Origin of the sequence: Pantoea sp. IMH (assembly GCF_000599885.1) — a bacterium.
GTDB lineage: Bacteria > Pseudomonadota > Gammaproteobacteria > Enterobacterales > Enterobacteriaceae > Erwinia.
Window position 1 is genome coordinate 227,226 of record NZ_JFGT01000005.1, and the last position, 14,038, is coordinate 241,263.

Consider the following 14,038-nt stretch of genomic DNA (forward strand, 5'->3'; position numbering starts at 1 on the left):
CGAGCATTGCTGGTTATTCAAACCTTAGCCATTAAAATCCAACCACCATCGCTTGCGGTGAAAAAATATCTTTGAATCCTTCGCGCACCAGTGATTCCGGGCTGATTTCAGCGATGGTTTTAGCGCCGGTCAGCGTCATCGCCACACGCATCTCTTTTTCAATTAAGTTCAGCAGATTGGTTACACCGGCCTGGCCATGGGTTGCCAACGCATACAAATAAGCGCGGCCTAACAGACAGGTGTCGGCTCCAAGCGCAATCATGCGCACCACATCCAGCCCACTGCGGATACCACTATCGGCAAGAATCGCGATATCGCCTTTGACGGCATCGGCAATGGCGGGCAGGGCGCGGCAGGATGAAAGCACACCATCGAGTTGGCGGCCACCGTGGTTTGATACCACTATCCCATTAGCGCCAAAGCGCACCGCATCTTTCGCATCTTGCGGGTCGAGAATGCCTTTAATGATCATTGGGCCATCCCAGAATTCACGGATCCACTCCAGGTCACTCCAGGAAATTGATGGGTCGAAATTATTCGCCAGCCAGCCAATGTAATCTTCGAGCCCGGTGGGTTTCCCCAGATATGTTGAGATATTCCCTAAATCATGCGGGCGACCGTTCAGGCCCACGTCCCACGCCCATTGCGGATGCGTCACCGCTTGCCAGTAACGGCGCAATGCAGCATGTTGCCCGCTCATACCAGAATGCGCATCGCGATAACGCGCTCCTGGTGTTGGCATATCGACGGTAAACACAAGCGTTGAACACCCGGCAGCTTTCGCACGCTCCAGCGCATTACGCATGAAGCCACGGTCTTTTAAGACATAAAGTTGAAACCACATCGGGCGGTCGATTGCAGGTGCCACTTCTTCAATCGGACACACAGAAACAGTAGAAAGCGTAAATGGAATGCCTTTCGCTGCAGCCGCTTTGGCCGCCTGCACTTCGCCACGGCGGGCATACATTCCGCATAACCCAACGGGAGCGAGCGCTACGGGCATCGACAGCGTTTCGTTAAACAGTTTGGTTTCAAGGCTTAACGCGGACATGTTTTTAAGTACGCGCTGCTTTAACGCCACTTCTGCCAGATCGTCAACGTTGCGACGTAGCGTGTGTTCGGCATAGGCACCACCGTCAATATAGTGGAATAGAAATGGCGGCAGAATACGCTTTGCAGCGGCGCGGTAGTCAGATGCAGCGGAAATAATCATGGATTTGCGTCCCTTAAAACGTCGGTGTCTTCATCAGGCAGGCGGCTGATTCGCGCCTGTCGCGCTTCGTCTTCATGCAGGTTTTTAATGGTGGTGTGGACAAACCCGAGGTGCTTTTTCGCCGCCAGGCGAGCGCGTTCCGGGTCTCCTACCAGAATGGCCTGCAACAGTTCGTTATGCTGTTCGGTAAGCCCAGCAAAAATAGCCGGCACGGTGTACATACGCTGGCGGCTGTGCATCACCGAAGATTGCAGTAAATCGAAAAAACCGCGCATCGTCTGGAGTAGCACGATGTTGTGTGAGGCTTCGGCAATGGCCAGGTGAAAGCGCACGTCAGCCTGGGCCGCGAGATCTGGAACGTCGCTTTCTTTGAATTTTAGCGTGGCGTCAAAACAGGCGATGAGCTTCTCTTTATCGGCAGGTGTTGCCCGTTGAGCGGCATACCATGCGGTGATGGCTTCTATCGCGTGGCGTGCTTCTAAAATGTCGTAACGGTAATTGGGGTCATCTTCCACCAGCGTTTTCAACGGCTGGACGATTCGTTGTTCTGACCACGCCTGAACTTCGTGGCGCACAAAAGTACCGCCACCGCGGCGACTAATTAGAATGCCTTCGCTAATCAGCTTTTGAATTGCTTCGCGAATTGATGACCGCGATACCCCCATTTCAGCCGCAAGCTGGCGTTCGGCGGGCAACCGCATGCCCGCCTCCAGTTTACGCTCACTAATTAATACTTTAACGCGCTCGACCAGGTGGTCGGCCAGGCGCGGTTGAGTGGTCATCAGGGAATCATCCAGGTTAAAACATAAGCCTGAAGTGTGGTGATGACACCGACCATACAGGTGAAAATCAGGCTGTGTTTGACGGTAAAACGGAACAAGTCCGATTCCCTACCCACCAGGCCAACAGCGGCACAGGCGATAGCGATAGACTGCGGCGAAATCATTTTGCCAGTGACGCCACCGGTAGTGTTGGCGGCAACCAGCAGCAAGTCAGACACACCAATTTGTTGCGCGGTCGTGGCTTGTAGCGCAGCGAACAAGGCGTTTGATGACGTATCGGAGCCGGTCAGGAACACACCTAACCAGCCAAGGAATGGTGAGAAGAAGGTAAAGGCATGGCCGGTGTGCGCCAGTGCGAGTGCGAGCGTTGCCGAAAGGCCTGAGTAGTTGGAGATAAACGCAAAGGCTAACACCATGCCGATGGAGTAAATCGGAAGCGCCAGTTCTTTAAGTGTTTCACCGAATGTCTCAATCGCTGCTTTTGGCTTCATGCGCAGGTAAACCATGGAAATGAGTGCCGCAACCAGAATCGCGGTGCCCGTTGCGGAGAACCAGTCAAATTTGTATACCGCTGCATAGGCCATGCTTTGTGCCACAACCGGTGGCATTTTGACGACCATTTTGTCGAGGAACGGCACGGAGATATTGAATACCCAGTCAGCCATTGCGCCGCCCGGCGCAAACAGTGCTTTGAACGGGGGAATACTCCACAAGGTGACGGTTGCCGTCAGAAAGATAAATGGCATCCAGGCGCGAATCACCTGGCCTGCGGTATAGTTTTTGCGGACGAGTGTCTGGTCAGTCACCGACGCGCCAATATCGCCAAAACGGAAAATGTGAACTGGCTTCCAGACGCGCAGAAACGTGGTCAAACACACCAGTGAAACCAGTGAGGAGATAATATCCGGCAGTTCTGGCCCCAGGAAATTTGAGCTAAGGTATTGCGCGATAGCAAACGAACCGCCCGCGACGATAACCGCAGGCCATGTCTCTTTAATGCCTCGCCACCCATCCATAATTGCCATGATCCAGAACAGCACAATCATGGTCAGGAACGGTAACTGGCGGCCGACCATCTGGCCGATTTCAAAGCTGTCGAGCCCGGTGACCTGGCCTGCGACGATAATAGGAATTCCCATTGCTCCAAACGCCACCGGAGCGGTGTTCACAATCAGGCAAAGACCTGCGGCATACAGCGGGTTAAAGCCGAGGCCAACCAGCAATGCGGCGGTAATCGCCACCGGAGCACCAAAACCTGCGGCCCCTTCAAGGAATGCACCGAAGCAGAAGCCAACAATCAGCATTTGCAGGCGTTGGTCAGGAGTAATGGAAAGAATCGACGAGCGGATAATGTCGAATTGCCCCGTTTTCACCGAGATTTTATAGACGAAAACGGCGGCGATAATAATCCAGGCAATCGGCCACAGCCCGTAGAAGAAACCGTACACCACAGACGATAACGCGCGGTCAAACGGCATACGGTAGAAAAATAATGCGACTAACAAGGCCAGGCCGACGGTAACTGTGGCGGCGGTGTAACCCTTCATACGCAGTTTAATCAATGCGAAGAAGAAGAAAATAATCGGAATAGCGGCGATGAGGCTCGATAGCCAGATGTTACCTGCGGGGTCGTAGACTTGTTGCCAGGCTTGCATGAAGGGACTCTCCAGAACGTGATGTGTTTATTATTATTATTCGCTTGATTGGTAGGACCAATATTGCGATGTAGGGTAAGTTTACGTAAAGGTTAATCTCTTGTTAATTTATGGCAATGTTACTGTTGCATTTTTTTGCCGTTATGCCCAAAGAGGTCACATTTTTGGTGGGATTGGTAGGACCAATATTGGCGGCGATAAACAGTAACAGGCTGACGCCCATTACCGGCAGGCAGTAGCCGAAAAGCAACGCGATTATCACCACACCTGCACGCCGCGCACCAGGCAGTACCAGCCATGCCTCACACAGGGTTTGTGCGGGGTTGCTCGCAGAAACCGCCGGACGTTTTAACCACCGCATGCGATAACCGAAAATCACCATCGCGCACAGACCCAAACCAAACGCTGCCAATAACAACTGGTTTGCCAGCCCGAAAAGTACGCCCATGTGGGCATCAATTCCCCAACGAGTGAGCTTGGCCACTAACGGGAAATCAGCAAACCGGGTGCGGTCAATCACCCGGAAAGTCGTAGGATTGACGGCTGCGGTATCGACGTGTGTCGGCCAGGCGCGGTCGATTTCAGTCACCGTCCAGGTTTTATCTGCCGGGCAAGAAAGGCGAATCTCTATTTTGTTTGATTCAATACCAGCTGCGCGTAGCGGCAAGTACGTTATCCCAGATATTGTCATCTGTTTGCGGCATCACCATGCCAGGCATCATGGCGTGGTGTTCTGCGTGTGGGTCGTGGTGCGGCTGCACGGTTTGTGCGACTAATGCAGTATTTACCTGTGGTGTCATCCAGCCCAGAGCGCCTCGTATCTTGTCGATATTTCCGCCTGCCCATTGCGACCAGGTGAGTCCGGTGGCATTACGCTATTCAATAAACAGATCACACCAACCATGAGCCATACAATCTACTTCTTAACGTCAATCCCCAACCGCTCTAACTCTTTCCGTCCAAGCGTCTTCAACCAGTTCCCAAGACTCATCCCCGCCGCTTTCGCTGCAACTTCAAACTGTGCTTTCAGCTCAGGTGCGATCCGGATCTGAAATGTTGGAGAAAGCCCGGTTCCCTTAGGGTTTTTGTCATATTTGAGCGTTGACATGCAGCAGCGCACTCCTCAGTATAATATCCGTATCGTACGTACACTTCGACGATATTTATTCTTGAGCAACGCCCCGGCAGTGGTGCAACACATACCGAGGCGTTTAACCAAAACGTTAAAGGAGTTAACGCAATGGCTGTTTCCGATAGTACCACAACCACCCGCCCTGAAATCATCTGTCCGGTGCCAGAATGTGAGCCATCTTTCGACACGCTTCTGAAAATGCCCCTCGGCACGGCGATGGATCTCTTCCAGATCCTCGACTGCTGCCAGAACCTTGTCGATGCGCTTATTGATACCAGTGATAACCAAAGTCGCATGGCGCTTTGCGGCAGATTGTATGCTGCGCTGATGGTTTTAGAGGTGCTGCTGAAGGCGCCGCTGCCGGGATATCTGATTGAGCGCTTAACGGTAGAAAAGGCGGAAGAAGAGGGCTGTCACCGCCCGCTCCCGACAGACTCTGAAACCCTGAGGGGATATTGCGCGGCATTAATCCTGCTGTTATTACAGCGTCAGCAGATGCCAGAGCAGGAAGAACAGATCGCCGGTTTGCTGTATGAGCTGATCGGCGTCCTGAATGAGGATTTAAAAGCGCCACGATTTGTCAGGACCGCCGACGGAATAACCATGATCAGCCGCGTTATAAAAGCTGAGGTTCATTAACTGAGAGCTGGGCGGATAAGTTTGCTTTATCCGCCTTAAATATATTCCGTCAACTGCGTAATGGGTCGCACTACGGACCTATTCAGGCGGTCAGCATCGCTTCCAGCTGTTCCTGTGCATCCAGCCACGCCATTTCACATTCTTCCAGGGCGGATTTCGCTTCGGCCTGCTGCTGCAGTGCCGCCGTCAGCTCCGTTTTGCGGCTCTGATCGTAAAGCGCGGTGTCCGCGAGACGGGTTTCCGCATCGGCAAGCGTGGCGTTGAGTTTTTCCATCTGCTTTTCCAGTTTGTCGATCTGTTTACGCAGCGGCTGCGTTTGCGTACGCAGTTCAGCTTCACGACGTTTCTGATCTTTTCTGGCCTGCGCGCTGTTGCCGCTCTCCTGTTTAGGTTCGGCTGTGGCGCTGGTCTGCTTCTGCTGATCGCTCAGCCACTGCTGATAATCTTCCAGATCGCCATCAAAAGCCTCAACTTTGCCGTCATGCACCAGATAAAGATCGTCGGTTGTGGATCGCAGCAGGTGACGATCGTGCGAGACCACCACTAAGGCACCCTCGAAATCGATCAGCGCTTCCGTCAGCGCCTGACGCATATCCAGATCCAGATGGTTGGTCGGCTCATCAAGCAGCAGCAGGTTAGGGCGCTGCCAGACGATTAACGCCAGCACCAGCCGCGCTTTTTCACCACCGGAGAAACGTTCGGTCTGCTCCGTCACTTTGTCGCCCTGGAAACCAAAACCGCCCAGATAGTCACGCAGCTGCTGCTCAAGAACCTTCGGCGCCAGGCGCACGAGGTGCTGCAACGGCGATTCATCTGCCCGCAGGAACTCCAGCTGATGCTGAGCGAAGTAACCCAGCTTGATCCCTTTTGCCAGGCCAATGTCACCTTTAAGCGGCGCCAGTTCGCCCGCCAGCAGCTTGATCAGCGTCGATTTCCCGGCGCCGTTACGGCCCAGCAGGCCGATGCGGGAACCAGGAACCAGATTAAGCTTGATGGAATCCAGAATGGTGCGCTCGCCGTAGCCTGCGCTGACCTTCTCCATATTCAGCAGCGGATTGGGCAGGCTTTCCGGCGCGCGGAAACTGAAGGTGAAGGGGTTGTCGACGTGGGCCGGGGCAATCAGCTCCATACGCTCAAGCATCTTGATTCTGCTTTGCGCCTGCTTGGCCTTGCTGGCCTTGGCCTTAAAGCGATCGATAAAGCTTTGCAGGTGAGCCACTTTCTGCTGCTGATTTTCAAACATCGACTGCTGCTGCGACAGCTTGGTGGCACGCTGAATTTCAAACGAGCTGTAGTTGCCGGTGTACTCGAAAATCGTCTGCTGTTCGATGTGCAGAATTTTGTCGACGACCGGATCAAGAAAGTCCCGGTCGTGAGAAATCAGAATCAGTGTGCCCTGATAGCTTTTCAGCCAGCGCTCAAGCCAGATAACGGCATCAAGATCCAGGTGGTTAGTCGGCTCATCCAGCAGCAGCAGATCAGAACGGCAAATCAGCGCCTGCGCCAGGTTAAGGCGCATCCGCCAGCCGCCGGAGAAATCGCTGACCGGCCGCTGAAGCTGATCCTGGGTAAAGCCCAGGCCGTTAAGCAGGCTTGCTGCGCGGGACTGCATGGTCCAGGCCTGAATCGCATCCAGCTTGCCGTGAAGGGTGGCGATGGCGTTGCCGTCATCGGCCTCGTTGGCCCGCGCCAGATCGGATTCGAGCTGGCGGAACTCGCGATCGCCGTCGATCACATAATCGATAGCTGGTTTGCTCAGGGCTGGCGTTTCCTGATTCACCCAGGCGAGCGACCAGTTACTGGGATAGGTGAAGCTGCCGGCATCGGCGCTTATCTCGTTCTTAAGCAGCGACAGCAGCGTGGATTTGCCGCAGCCGTTTTTCCCCACCAGCCCCACTTTCTGACCGGGATTGATCGTGGCCGTGGCGTTATCCAGCAGTACGCGGACACCGCGTCGAATTTGTAATGAGGAGAAGACAATCATAAGCGCCGTTGTATAAGAATATGTTAAATTAAACGTCAATTTTGTTTTCGGGATCCAGGATTCCGTTACGTCGGGCATGGTAGCGGAAATTCCCCGCTGTGACGACGATTTGGAGGGGATGATGTTGCAGCCACCCAAAGTTTTGCTGCTTTACGCTCATCCGGAATCACAAGACTCGATTGCCAATCGCGTTTTGCTACAGCCGGCTTGGGAACTGCCTCACGTAACGGTGCACGACCTTTACGCGCACTACCCGGATTTTTTTATCGATATTCACCACGAACAACGGCTGCTTCGTGAGCATGACATCATCATTTTCCAGCATCCGCTTTATACCTATAGCTGCCCGGCACTCCTGAAAGAGTGGCTGGACCGTGTGCTGTCGCGCGGTTTTGCCAGCGGGCCCGGCGGCAATATGCTGGAAGGTAAATACTGGCGTAGCGTTATCACCACCGGCGAGCCGGAGGCGGCGTACCATCAGGAAGGGCTGAACCGCTATCCGATGTCTGACATTATGCGTCCGTTTGAGCTGACCGCGCAGATGTGCAGAATGCACTGGCTGACGCCAATGATCATCTACTGGGCGCGACGCCAGACAGCAGACGAAATGAAAAAAATTGCACGCGCCTATGGCGACTGGCTCGCGTCGCCGTTGCCTAACGGAGGCCTCTGAATGGAAGGACAAACCCTCCTGACTGCGGGCGTGGTCTATCTTTTTGCCGCCGTGATTGCGGTGCCTATTGCTGCGAGGCTGGGTATCGGGGCTGTCCTTGGCTATTTGCTGGCCGGGATTGCCATTGGACCCTGGGGACTCGGATTCATCAGTGATGTGGATGAAATCCTGCACTTTTCCGAGCTGGGGGTCGTTTTCCTGATGTTTATTATCGGGCTGGAGTTAAAACCGTCCAAACTCTGGGCGCTGCGGCGTTCAATTTTTGGCGTCGGGGCAGCCCAGGTGATCTTCAGTGCCGGCATTCTGGGCATGCTGCTCTGGCTGACGGACTTCTCCTGGCAGGCGGCCACTATTGGCGGTATCGGGCTGGCGATGTCCTCTACCGCGATGGCGCTACAGCTGATGCGCGATAAAGGGATGAACCGTAACGAGTCAGGCCAACTGGGCTTTTCCGTTCTGCTATTTCAGGATCTCGCCGTTATTCCAGCGCTTGCGCTGGTTCCCCTGCTGGCAGGTAGCGACAGTGGCCATACCGACTGGATGAAGATCGGTATGAAAGTACTGGCCTTCGCCGGTATGTTGATCGGTGGCCGTTATCTCCTGCGTCCGATCTTCCGGTTTATTGCCGCTTCTGGTGTGCGGGAAGTTTTCACCGCCGCGGCGCTACTGCTGGTGCTGGGCTCGGCCCTGTTTATGGATGCGTTAGGACTGTCGATGGCGCTGGGGACCTTTATCGCCGGTATCCTGCTGGCGGAGAGTGAATATCGCCATGAGCTTGAAATAGCAATCGATCCGTTTAAAGGACTGCTGCTCGGTCTGTTTTTTATTTCGGTCGGTATGGCGCTGAATCTGGGCGTACTTTATACCCACATTCTGGCTATCCTCATTGGCGTTGTAACGCTGGTGGCGGTGAAGGCGGGTGTGCTCTATCTGCTTTCCCGTATTTACGGGCTGCGCAGTTCAGAGCGTCTACAATTTTCTGGCGTACTGAGCCAGGGCGGCGAGTTTGCGTTTGTGCTGTTTTCGGCAGCCTCATCAGCACGGCTGTTCAGCGGCGATCAGATGCCGCTGCTGCTGGTTACGGTCACGCTGTCGATGATGACCACGCCGCTGCTGATGCAGGGCATCGATAAAATCCTCGAACGCCGGTTTAATGAGGTTGACGACAGCGCGGAAAAACCGTTTGTGGCTGACGATAAACCGCAGGTGATTGTGGTGGGGTTTGGCCGCTTTGGTCAGGTCGTGGCGCGCTTGCTGATGGCGAATGAGAAAAGGATAACCGTCCTTGAACGGGATATCAGTGCGGTAAGCCTGATGCGCAAATATGGTTACAAAGTATACTATGGAGATGCCAAAGAGCTTGAGCTGCTGCGGGCAGCGGGCGCGGAGACGGCGCAGTCCATTGTTATAACCTGTAACGGCCCGGAAGATTCAATGGAGATTGTGCAACTGTGCCAGCATCACTTTCCCCATTTGCAAATCCTGGCACGGGCACGAGGGCGCGTTGAGGCGCATGAACTGCTTCAGGCTGGCGTAACACAGTTCTCGCGTGAGACTTTCTCCAGCGCGCTGGAGCTGGGACGTAAAAGCTTAATTTCGGTCGGTATGCATCCGCACCAGGCTTTCAGAGCGCAGCAGCATTTTCGCCGGCTGGATATGCGGATGCTGCGCGAGCTGATGCCAAACCATGCAGACAGCCAGCAGATTTCACGCGTGAAAGAAGCGCGTCGTGAGCTGGAGGAGATCTTCCATGCAGAAATGCAGCACGAAAAACGCCAGTTTGACGGCTGGGACGGATTTGAATAGGAGCCCGTATGCGTAAACGTTTTATTGCCGGTGCCACCTGCCCGAAGTGTCAGGCTAAAGATACCCTGGCGCTCTGGCAGGAAAATAATGTCGATGTGGTAGAATGCGTTAAATGCGGTCACCAGATGCGCGAAGCGGATAAACAGGTTCGTGAGCAGGTTCGCACAAATGAGCAAGTGATAGGAATTTTTCATCCCGAGTAGCGTTATGGCTCAGCTTTTTTTAAGCTGTAACCTGCAGCGGTATTGAAATTCGTTACAATAGGCGCAATCAAGAGTCTTACAGATTGGCGAAAGGCCAATAACACAGGGCTTAAAGCTCTCAACGGTTAGGAGTAATCATGAAAGTAGCAAAAGACCTGGTGGTCAGCCTGGCATACCAGGTACGTACAGAAGACGGTGTGTTGGTTGACGAGTCGCCGGTGAGCGCACCGTTAGACTATCTGCACGGTCATGGTTCCCTGATTTCCGGACTGGAAAAGGCGCTGGAAAACCATGAGGCGGGTGATAAGTTTGAAGTGCATATCGCCGCAAACGAAGCCTATGGTCAGTACGATGACAATCTGATTCAGCGCGTTCCGAAAGACGTCTTCATGGGCGTTGATGAGCTGCAGGTCGGTATGCGCTTCCTGGCGGAAACCGATCAGGGTCCCGTGCCGGTTGAAATCACCGAAGTAGAAGATGAGCATGTTGTGGTTGATGGCAACCATATGCTGGCGGGCCAGGATCTGAACTTCAACGTGGAAGTCGTCGCTATCCGTGCCGCAACGGAAGAAGAACTGGCGCATGGTCACGTTCACGGTGAGCACGATCATCATCATGACCACGATCACGACCATGATCACGGTAAAGGTGGTTGCGGTAACGGCGGCTGCGGCTGTCACTAAGCGTTTAGCGCTAAACTAAACAAGAGGGCGGGTTTTACCCGCCTTTTTTATTGGCTTCGCGCCGGCAATACCTCGCCACGTAACCCTTTCCCGCTTATCACCACAGCGCTGGCTTTAGTACTGCCGGGCCCTGGGGTGATACCTCACTAACTAAATTCCGGCGCAAAAACCTAGCTAATTTATCGTGGAACGCAGCTCCAGCCTGATGCAGTGCATGGCGCACCCTCCGGGCTGGCAGGTTAAACCTTGTCTGCATGTTTTTCTGGCTACCGGCGTATCAGTAGTGCGGTGGCGGGGTTTCTTCTGATTGTGAGGCGATCATTGAAGGTGCTGCTGACTTCAGCTTATCGGTCAGCAGACGCATCTGTTCACGCAGGCGCGCCATTTCAAGCTGATGTTGAATCACCGTCTGGTTAAGCTCCTCGATAGTGTGATCCTGAAAAGCCAGCCTGCTTTCCAGTATATCCAGCCGCTCTTCAAACAATGATTGTTGCATACGTTTTCCCCTTGTTACTTCACGGGCCGCTATTATGGCCGAATTGTCTGATTCTAACGGCAACAGGGTAGCTGAGACAGGGTTTTAACCTTATTTTCATCAGGTACAGTTGAAAAAGCCGCTTATCGCCTGCATCTCGGTTGTGAAACTTTCTTTCAGGTATGAGGTCGGAAGTTAACTTAGTTTTCATTGCGAGATTGTGTAGATTTCTCGCGCACAGTTATAGTACTGGTTCAGGTCAGTACACGATTCCCGAGGTGAGAGGCTTCGGTTTTGGAGAAATGGATGAAATCACTGTTTAAAGTCACACTGTTAGCCACCACCATGGCCGTAGCGCTAAACGCGCCGATGACGATGGCTGCCGAAACGACGGCGGCTCAACAGGCACCGAAGAACAGCGCGTTCCAGAATGATAACCAGCAGTCTGCTTATGCGCTGGGTGCATCTCTGGGCCGTTACATGGAAAACTCGCTGAAAGAACAGGAAAAACTGGGTATTGCGCTGGACAAACAGCAGCTGATCTCCGGCGTTCAGGATGCTTTCGCCGGGAAAAGTAAGCTTTCCGATCAGGAAATCGAGCAGACTCTGCAATCGTTTGAAACCCGCGTGAAGAGTGCGGCTCAGGCGAAAATGGAGAAAGACGCAAAAGAGAATACCGAAAAGGGTGACGCTTTTGCCGCCAAGTTTGCGAAAGAAAAAGGTGTGAAGAAAACCGAATCTGGCCTGCTTTATCAGGTTGAGAAAGAGGGAAGCGGCGCAGCGCCGAAAGACAGCGATACGGTAGTGGTGAACTACAAAGGTACGCTGATTGACGGCACGGAGTTTGATAACTCTTATACGCGTGGCGAGCCGCTCTCTTTCCGTCTGGATGGCGTGATTCCGGGCTGGACTGAAGGCCTGAAGCATGTGAAGAAAGGCGGTAAAATCAAGCTGGTGATCCCACCACAGCTGGCCTATGGTAAAAATGGCGTTCCGGGCATTCCGGCCAACTCAACGCTGGTGTTTGATGTGGAGCTGCTTGATATCAAAGCCGCCCCTAAAGCAGATGAAAACGCGGAGAAAGCCGCGCAGCCTTCTGCTGAAACCAAGACCCAGTAATACTCTGCGCCGCCGCCCTTATGCGGCGGCGCAACACCGCTTTATTCCCTTCGATTTCCTGCTTTTTCTGCGCGCTCCGGCATTTCATGACAAAGGTCAGGACAGGCGTTTCTGATATTTGGTAAACTCTCCGCTACGTAATTTTTTCAGAACGAGTCTGCCCTGGCGCCTAGCGACAGGCTCTTGTAAAGGGTGGTGTCTTAATGTCTGGTTCAATTTTTACCGGTGATGTCGCCGATCTGGCGTTGCTGGAGCAGCGGCCCTTTGAGCAAATCGATTACGATATCCTTAAATCCTATGAGGCTGTTGTTGATGGGCTGGCCATGCTGATTGGCTCCCATTGCGAAATCGTACTGCACTCGCTGGAGGATCTGAACTGCTCGGCAGTCAGAATTGCCAACGGGGAACATACCGGGCGTAAAATCGGCTCTCCCATCACCGATCTTGCGCTACGTATGCTGCACGATATGAGCGGGGCGGACAGTAACGTTTCAAGGGCGTATTTTACCCGGGCAAAAAGCGGCGTACTGATGAAGTCGGTGACGATCGCTATCCGCAACGGCAAGCAGCGGGTGATAGGGCTGCTATGTATTAATATGAATCTGGATGTGCCTTTCTCACAAATTATGTCCACTTTTATGCCGCCTGAAATTCAGGAAGTGGCCTCTTCCGTTAACTTCGCCTCCTCTGTTGAGGATTTGGTGATGCAGACGCTTGAGTTCACGATTGAAGAGGTGAGTGCGGATCGGAATGTCTCCAACAATGCCAAGAATCGCCAAATCGTGCTGAATCTTTATGAGAAAGGCATTTTCGATATCAAAGATGCGATTAACCAGGTCGCTGAGCGCCTGAACATCTCTAAACACACCGTCTACCTTTACATTCGACAGTTTAAAAACGGTGATTTTCAGGGGCAGGATCGCTGATGCGTTTTACCCTTTTGGTGACGGGGCCCGCTTACGGTACACAGCAAGCAAGCAGCGCTTATCAGTTCGCCACGGCGCTGCTTGCAGAAGGTCATAAACTGGAGAGCGTGTTTTTTTATCGCGAAGGCGTACTGAACGCCAGCCAGCTAAATTCTCCCGCCAACGATGAATTCGATCTTACCGCCGCCTGGCAGACACTGCAGAAAAAGTGGGGCGTTGCCCTGAACATTTGCGTGGCGGCAGCGCTTCGCCGCGGCGTGACGGATGAGCAGGAGGCCAGAAATCAGGGGTTGCCGACAGCCAACCTCGCTGAGGGCTTTCAGCTTACGGGACTGGGTGCTCTGGCGGAAGCGGCGCTGGGCTGTGAAAGACTGGTGCAGTTCTGATGAATCGTATCGCTTTTCTGTTTACTCAGGCACCGCATGGTAGCAGTGCCGGCCGCGAAGGATTGGATGCGGTATTAGCAACATCGGCCCTGAGCGATGAGATCGCCCTGTTTTTTGTCAGCGATGGCGTATTACAGCTCACAAGTGGACAGATGCCAGAAAAAATTCTTGCGAGAGATTATATCGCGACTTTTGGTGTGCTGCCGCTGTATGACATTGAGCGCTGTTATGTGTGCGCCGCTTCGCTTGCCGAGCGTGGAATATCACCCGATGCGGAAAGAGTGCTGGCTACAGAGGTGCTGGATCCAGAAGCATTGCGGACAGAGTTAGCACATTACGATCGGATTATCTCGTTCTGAGGC

The 14,038-nt window shown here is 53.5% G+C and carries 17 protein-coding genes; 9 read left to right on the plus strand and 8 right to left on the minus strand.

Annotation, left to right across the window (positions count from 1 at the left end; all coding sequences use genetic code 11):
- Positions 1-31: 31 nt before the first annotated feature.
- The 6 genes from lldD to EA20_RS0109235 form a co-directional block, all read right to left on the minus strand.
- A complete protein-coding gene (gene lldD, locus EA20_RS0109215; RefSeq protein WP_024966555.1) occupies positions 32-1,213 on the minus strand; it encodes an FMN-dependent L-lactate dehydrogenase LldD in 1,182 nt (393 codons plus the stop codon).
- Entirely contained in the window at positions 1,210-1,995 is a 786-nt protein-coding gene (gene lldR, locus EA20_RS0109220; protein WP_024966556.1) for a transcriptional regulator LldR, read from the minus strand. Before lldR ends, lldD begins: the two co-directional genes overlap by 4 nt.
- The gene (lldP, locus tag EA20_RS0109225; RefSeq protein ID WP_024966557.1) at positions 1,995-3,650 is read right to left on the minus strand and encodes an L-lactate permease; all 1,656 of its coding nucleotides are present in this window, start codon (positions 3,648-3,650) and stop codon (positions 1,995-1,997) included. The genes lldR and lldP overlap by 1 nt, the downstream gene beginning before the upstream one ends.
- Before the next feature lie 103 nt (positions 3,651-3,753).
- Positions 3,754-4,317, minus strand: a complete 564-nt coding sequence (locus tag EA20_RS19635) for a PepSY domain-containing protein (protein WP_024966558.1) — start codon at positions 4,315-4,317, stop codon at positions 3,754-3,756.
- Complete coding sequence (locus EA20_RS21290; protein ID WP_369699784.1) at positions 4,292-4,450, minus strand: hypothetical protein; 159 nt, start codon at positions 4,448-4,450, stop codon at positions 4,292-4,294. The genes EA20_RS19635 and EA20_RS21290 overlap by 26 nt, the downstream gene beginning before the upstream one ends.
- A 116-nt stretch (positions 4,451-4,566) precedes the next feature.
- A complete protein-coding gene (locus EA20_RS0109235) occupies positions 4,567-4,758 on the minus strand; it encodes a toxin-antitoxin system HicB family antitoxin (RefSeq protein WP_024966559.1) in 192 nt (63 codons plus the stop codon).
- A gap of 132 nt (positions 4,759-4,890) precedes the next feature.
- On the opposite strand from EA20_RS0109235, the gene EA20_RS0109240 reads away from it, so the two are divergent.
- On the plus strand, positions 4,891-5,421 hold the full coding sequence (locus EA20_RS0109240) for a hypothetical protein (protein ID WP_024966560.1): 531 nt from the start codon (positions 4,891-4,893) through the stop codon (positions 5,419-5,421).
- Positions 5,422-5,503: 82 nt separating this feature from the next.
- Here the strand turns inward: EA20_RS0109240 and EA20_RS0109245 are convergent, their stop codons facing one another.
- Entirely contained in the window at positions 5,504-7,405 is a 1,902-nt protein-coding gene (locus EA20_RS0109245; protein WP_024966561.1) for an ABC transporter ATP-binding protein, read from the minus strand.
- A 121-nt stretch (positions 7,406-7,526) separates the two neighbouring features.
- On the opposite strand from EA20_RS0109245, the gene kefG reads away from it, so the two are divergent.
- From kefG to slyD, 4 genes are all read left to right on the plus strand, one after another.
- Positions 7,527-8,078: a glutathione-regulated potassium-efflux system ancillary protein KefG gene (gene kefG / locus EA20_RS0109250; RefSeq protein WP_024966562.1), complete on the plus strand. Its 552-nt coding sequence runs from the start codon at positions 7,527-7,529 to the stop codon at positions 8,076-8,078.
- Complete coding sequence (kefB, locus tag EA20_RS0109255; RefSeq protein WP_024966563.1) at positions 8,079-9,884, plus strand: glutathione-regulated potassium-efflux system protein KefB; 1,806 nt, start codon at positions 8,079-8,081, stop codon at positions 9,882-9,884.
- Between the two features lie 8 nt (positions 9,885-9,892).
- Complete coding sequence (locus EA20_RS0109260) at positions 9,893-10,087, plus strand: YheV family putative zinc ribbon protein (RefSeq protein WP_024966564.1); 195 nt, start codon at positions 9,893-9,895, stop codon at positions 10,085-10,087.
- A gap of 137 nt (positions 10,088-10,224) precedes the next feature.
- Positions 10,225-10,770 carry a peptidylprolyl isomerase gene (slyD, locus tag EA20_RS0109265; RefSeq protein WP_024966565.1) on the plus strand — a complete coding sequence of 182 codons (546 nt, stop codon included), beginning with the start codon at positions 10,225-10,227 and terminating at the stop codon, positions 10,768-10,770.
- 277 nt (positions 10,771-11,047) lie between these two features.
- Here slyD and EA20_RS0109270 read toward each other — a convergent pair whose 3' ends face one another.
- Positions 11,048-11,266 (minus strand): protein SlyX, encoded by a 219-nt coding sequence (locus EA20_RS0109270; RefSeq protein ID WP_024966566.1) that lies wholly within the window; start codon positions 11,264-11,266, stop codon positions 11,048-11,050.
- Between the two features lie 285 nt (positions 11,267-11,551).
- On the opposite strand from EA20_RS0109270, the gene fkpA reads away from it, so the two are divergent.
- From fkpA to tusC, 4 genes are all read left to right on the plus strand, one after another.
- Positions 11,552-12,364 carry an FKBP-type peptidyl-prolyl cis-trans isomerase gene (gene fkpA / locus EA20_RS0109275; RefSeq protein ID WP_024966567.1) on the plus strand — a complete coding sequence of 271 codons (813 nt, stop codon included), beginning with the start codon at positions 11,552-11,554 and terminating at the stop codon, positions 12,362-12,364.
- Positions 12,365-12,567: 203 nt separating this feature from the next.
- Positions 12,568-13,290, plus strand: coding sequence for a transcriptional regulator (locus EA20_RS0109280; RefSeq protein ID WP_024966568.1), 723 nt, complete (start codon positions 12,568-12,570; stop codon positions 13,288-13,290).
- Positions 13,290-13,676, plus strand: a complete 387-nt coding sequence (tusD, locus tag EA20_RS0109285; RefSeq protein ID WP_024966569.1) for a sulfurtransferase complex subunit TusD — start codon at positions 13,290-13,292, stop codon at positions 13,674-13,676. The genes EA20_RS0109280 and tusD overlap by 1 nt, the downstream gene beginning before the upstream one ends.
- Positions 13,676-14,035, plus strand: a complete 360-nt coding sequence (gene tusC, locus EA20_RS0109290; RefSeq protein WP_024966570.1) for a sulfurtransferase complex subunit TusC — start codon at positions 13,676-13,678, stop codon at positions 14,033-14,035. The genes tusD and tusC overlap by 1 nt, the downstream gene beginning before the upstream one ends.
- The last annotated feature ends 3 nt before the right edge of the window (positions 14,036-14,038 follow it).

What these genes read in the sequence shown, in the direction of transcription:
- slyD (WP_024966565.1), top strand. Translation starts at nt 10,225, where the DNA reads ATGAAAGTAGCAAAAGACCTGGTGGTCAGCCTGGCATACCAGGTACGT.
- tusC (WP_024966570.1), top strand. Translation starts at nt 13,676, where the DNA reads ATGAATCGTATCGCTTTTCTGTTTACTCAGGCACCGCATGGTAGCAGT.
- EA20_RS0109240 (WP_024966560.1), top strand. Translation starts at nt 4,891, where the DNA reads ATGGCTGTTTCCGATAGTACCACAACCACCCGCCCTGAAATCATCTGT.
- kefG (WP_024966562.1), top strand. Translation starts at nt 7,527, where the DNA reads ATGTTGCAGCCACCCAAAGTTTTGCTGCTTTACGCTCATCCGGAATCA.
- lldR (WP_024966556.1), bottom strand. Translation starts at nt 1,995, where the DNA reads ATGACCACTCAACCGCGCCTGGCCGACCACCTGGTCGAGCGCGTTAAA.
- EA20_RS21290 (WP_369699784.1), bottom strand. Translation starts at nt 4,450, where the DNA reads ATGACACCACAGGTAAATACTGCATTAGTCGCACAAACCGTGCAGCCG.
- tusD (WP_024966569.1), top strand. Translation starts at nt 13,290, where the DNA reads ATGCGTTTTACCCTTTTGGTGACGGGGCCCGCTTACGGTACACAGCAA.
- EA20_RS0109270 (WP_024966566.1), bottom strand. Translation starts at nt 11,266, where the DNA reads ATGCAACAATCATTGTTTGAAGAGCGGCTGGATATACTGGAAAGCAGG.
- EA20_RS0109235 (WP_024966559.1), bottom strand. Translation starts at nt 4,758, where the DNA reads ATGTCAACGCTCAAATATGACAAAAACCCTAAGGGAACCGGGCTTTCT.
- lldP (WP_024966557.1), bottom strand. Translation starts at nt 3,650, where the DNA reads ATGCAAGCCTGGCAACAAGTCTACGACCCCGCAGGTAACATCTGGCTA.
- fkpA (WP_024966567.1), top strand. Translation starts at nt 11,552, where the DNA reads ATGAAATCACTGTTTAAAGTCACACTGTTAGCCACCACCATGGCCGTA.
- kefB (WP_024966563.1), top strand. Translation starts at nt 8,079, where the DNA reads ATGGAAGGACAAACCCTCCTGACTGCGGGCGTGGTCTATCTTTTTGCC.
- EA20_RS0109260 (WP_024966564.1), top strand. Translation starts at nt 9,893, where the DNA reads ATGCGTAAACGTTTTATTGCCGGTGCCACCTGCCCGAAGTGTCAGGCT.
- EA20_RS0109245 (WP_024966561.1), bottom strand. Translation starts at nt 7,405, where the DNA reads ATGATTGTCTTCTCCTCATTACAAATTCGACGCGGTGTCCGCGTACTG.
- lldD (WP_024966555.1), bottom strand. Translation starts at nt 1,213, where the DNA reads ATGATTATTTCCGCTGCATCTGACTACCGCGCCGCTGCAAAGCGTATT.
- EA20_RS0109280 (WP_024966568.1), top strand. Translation starts at nt 12,568, where the DNA reads ATGTCTGGTTCAATTTTTACCGGTGATGTCGCCGATCTGGCGTTGCTG.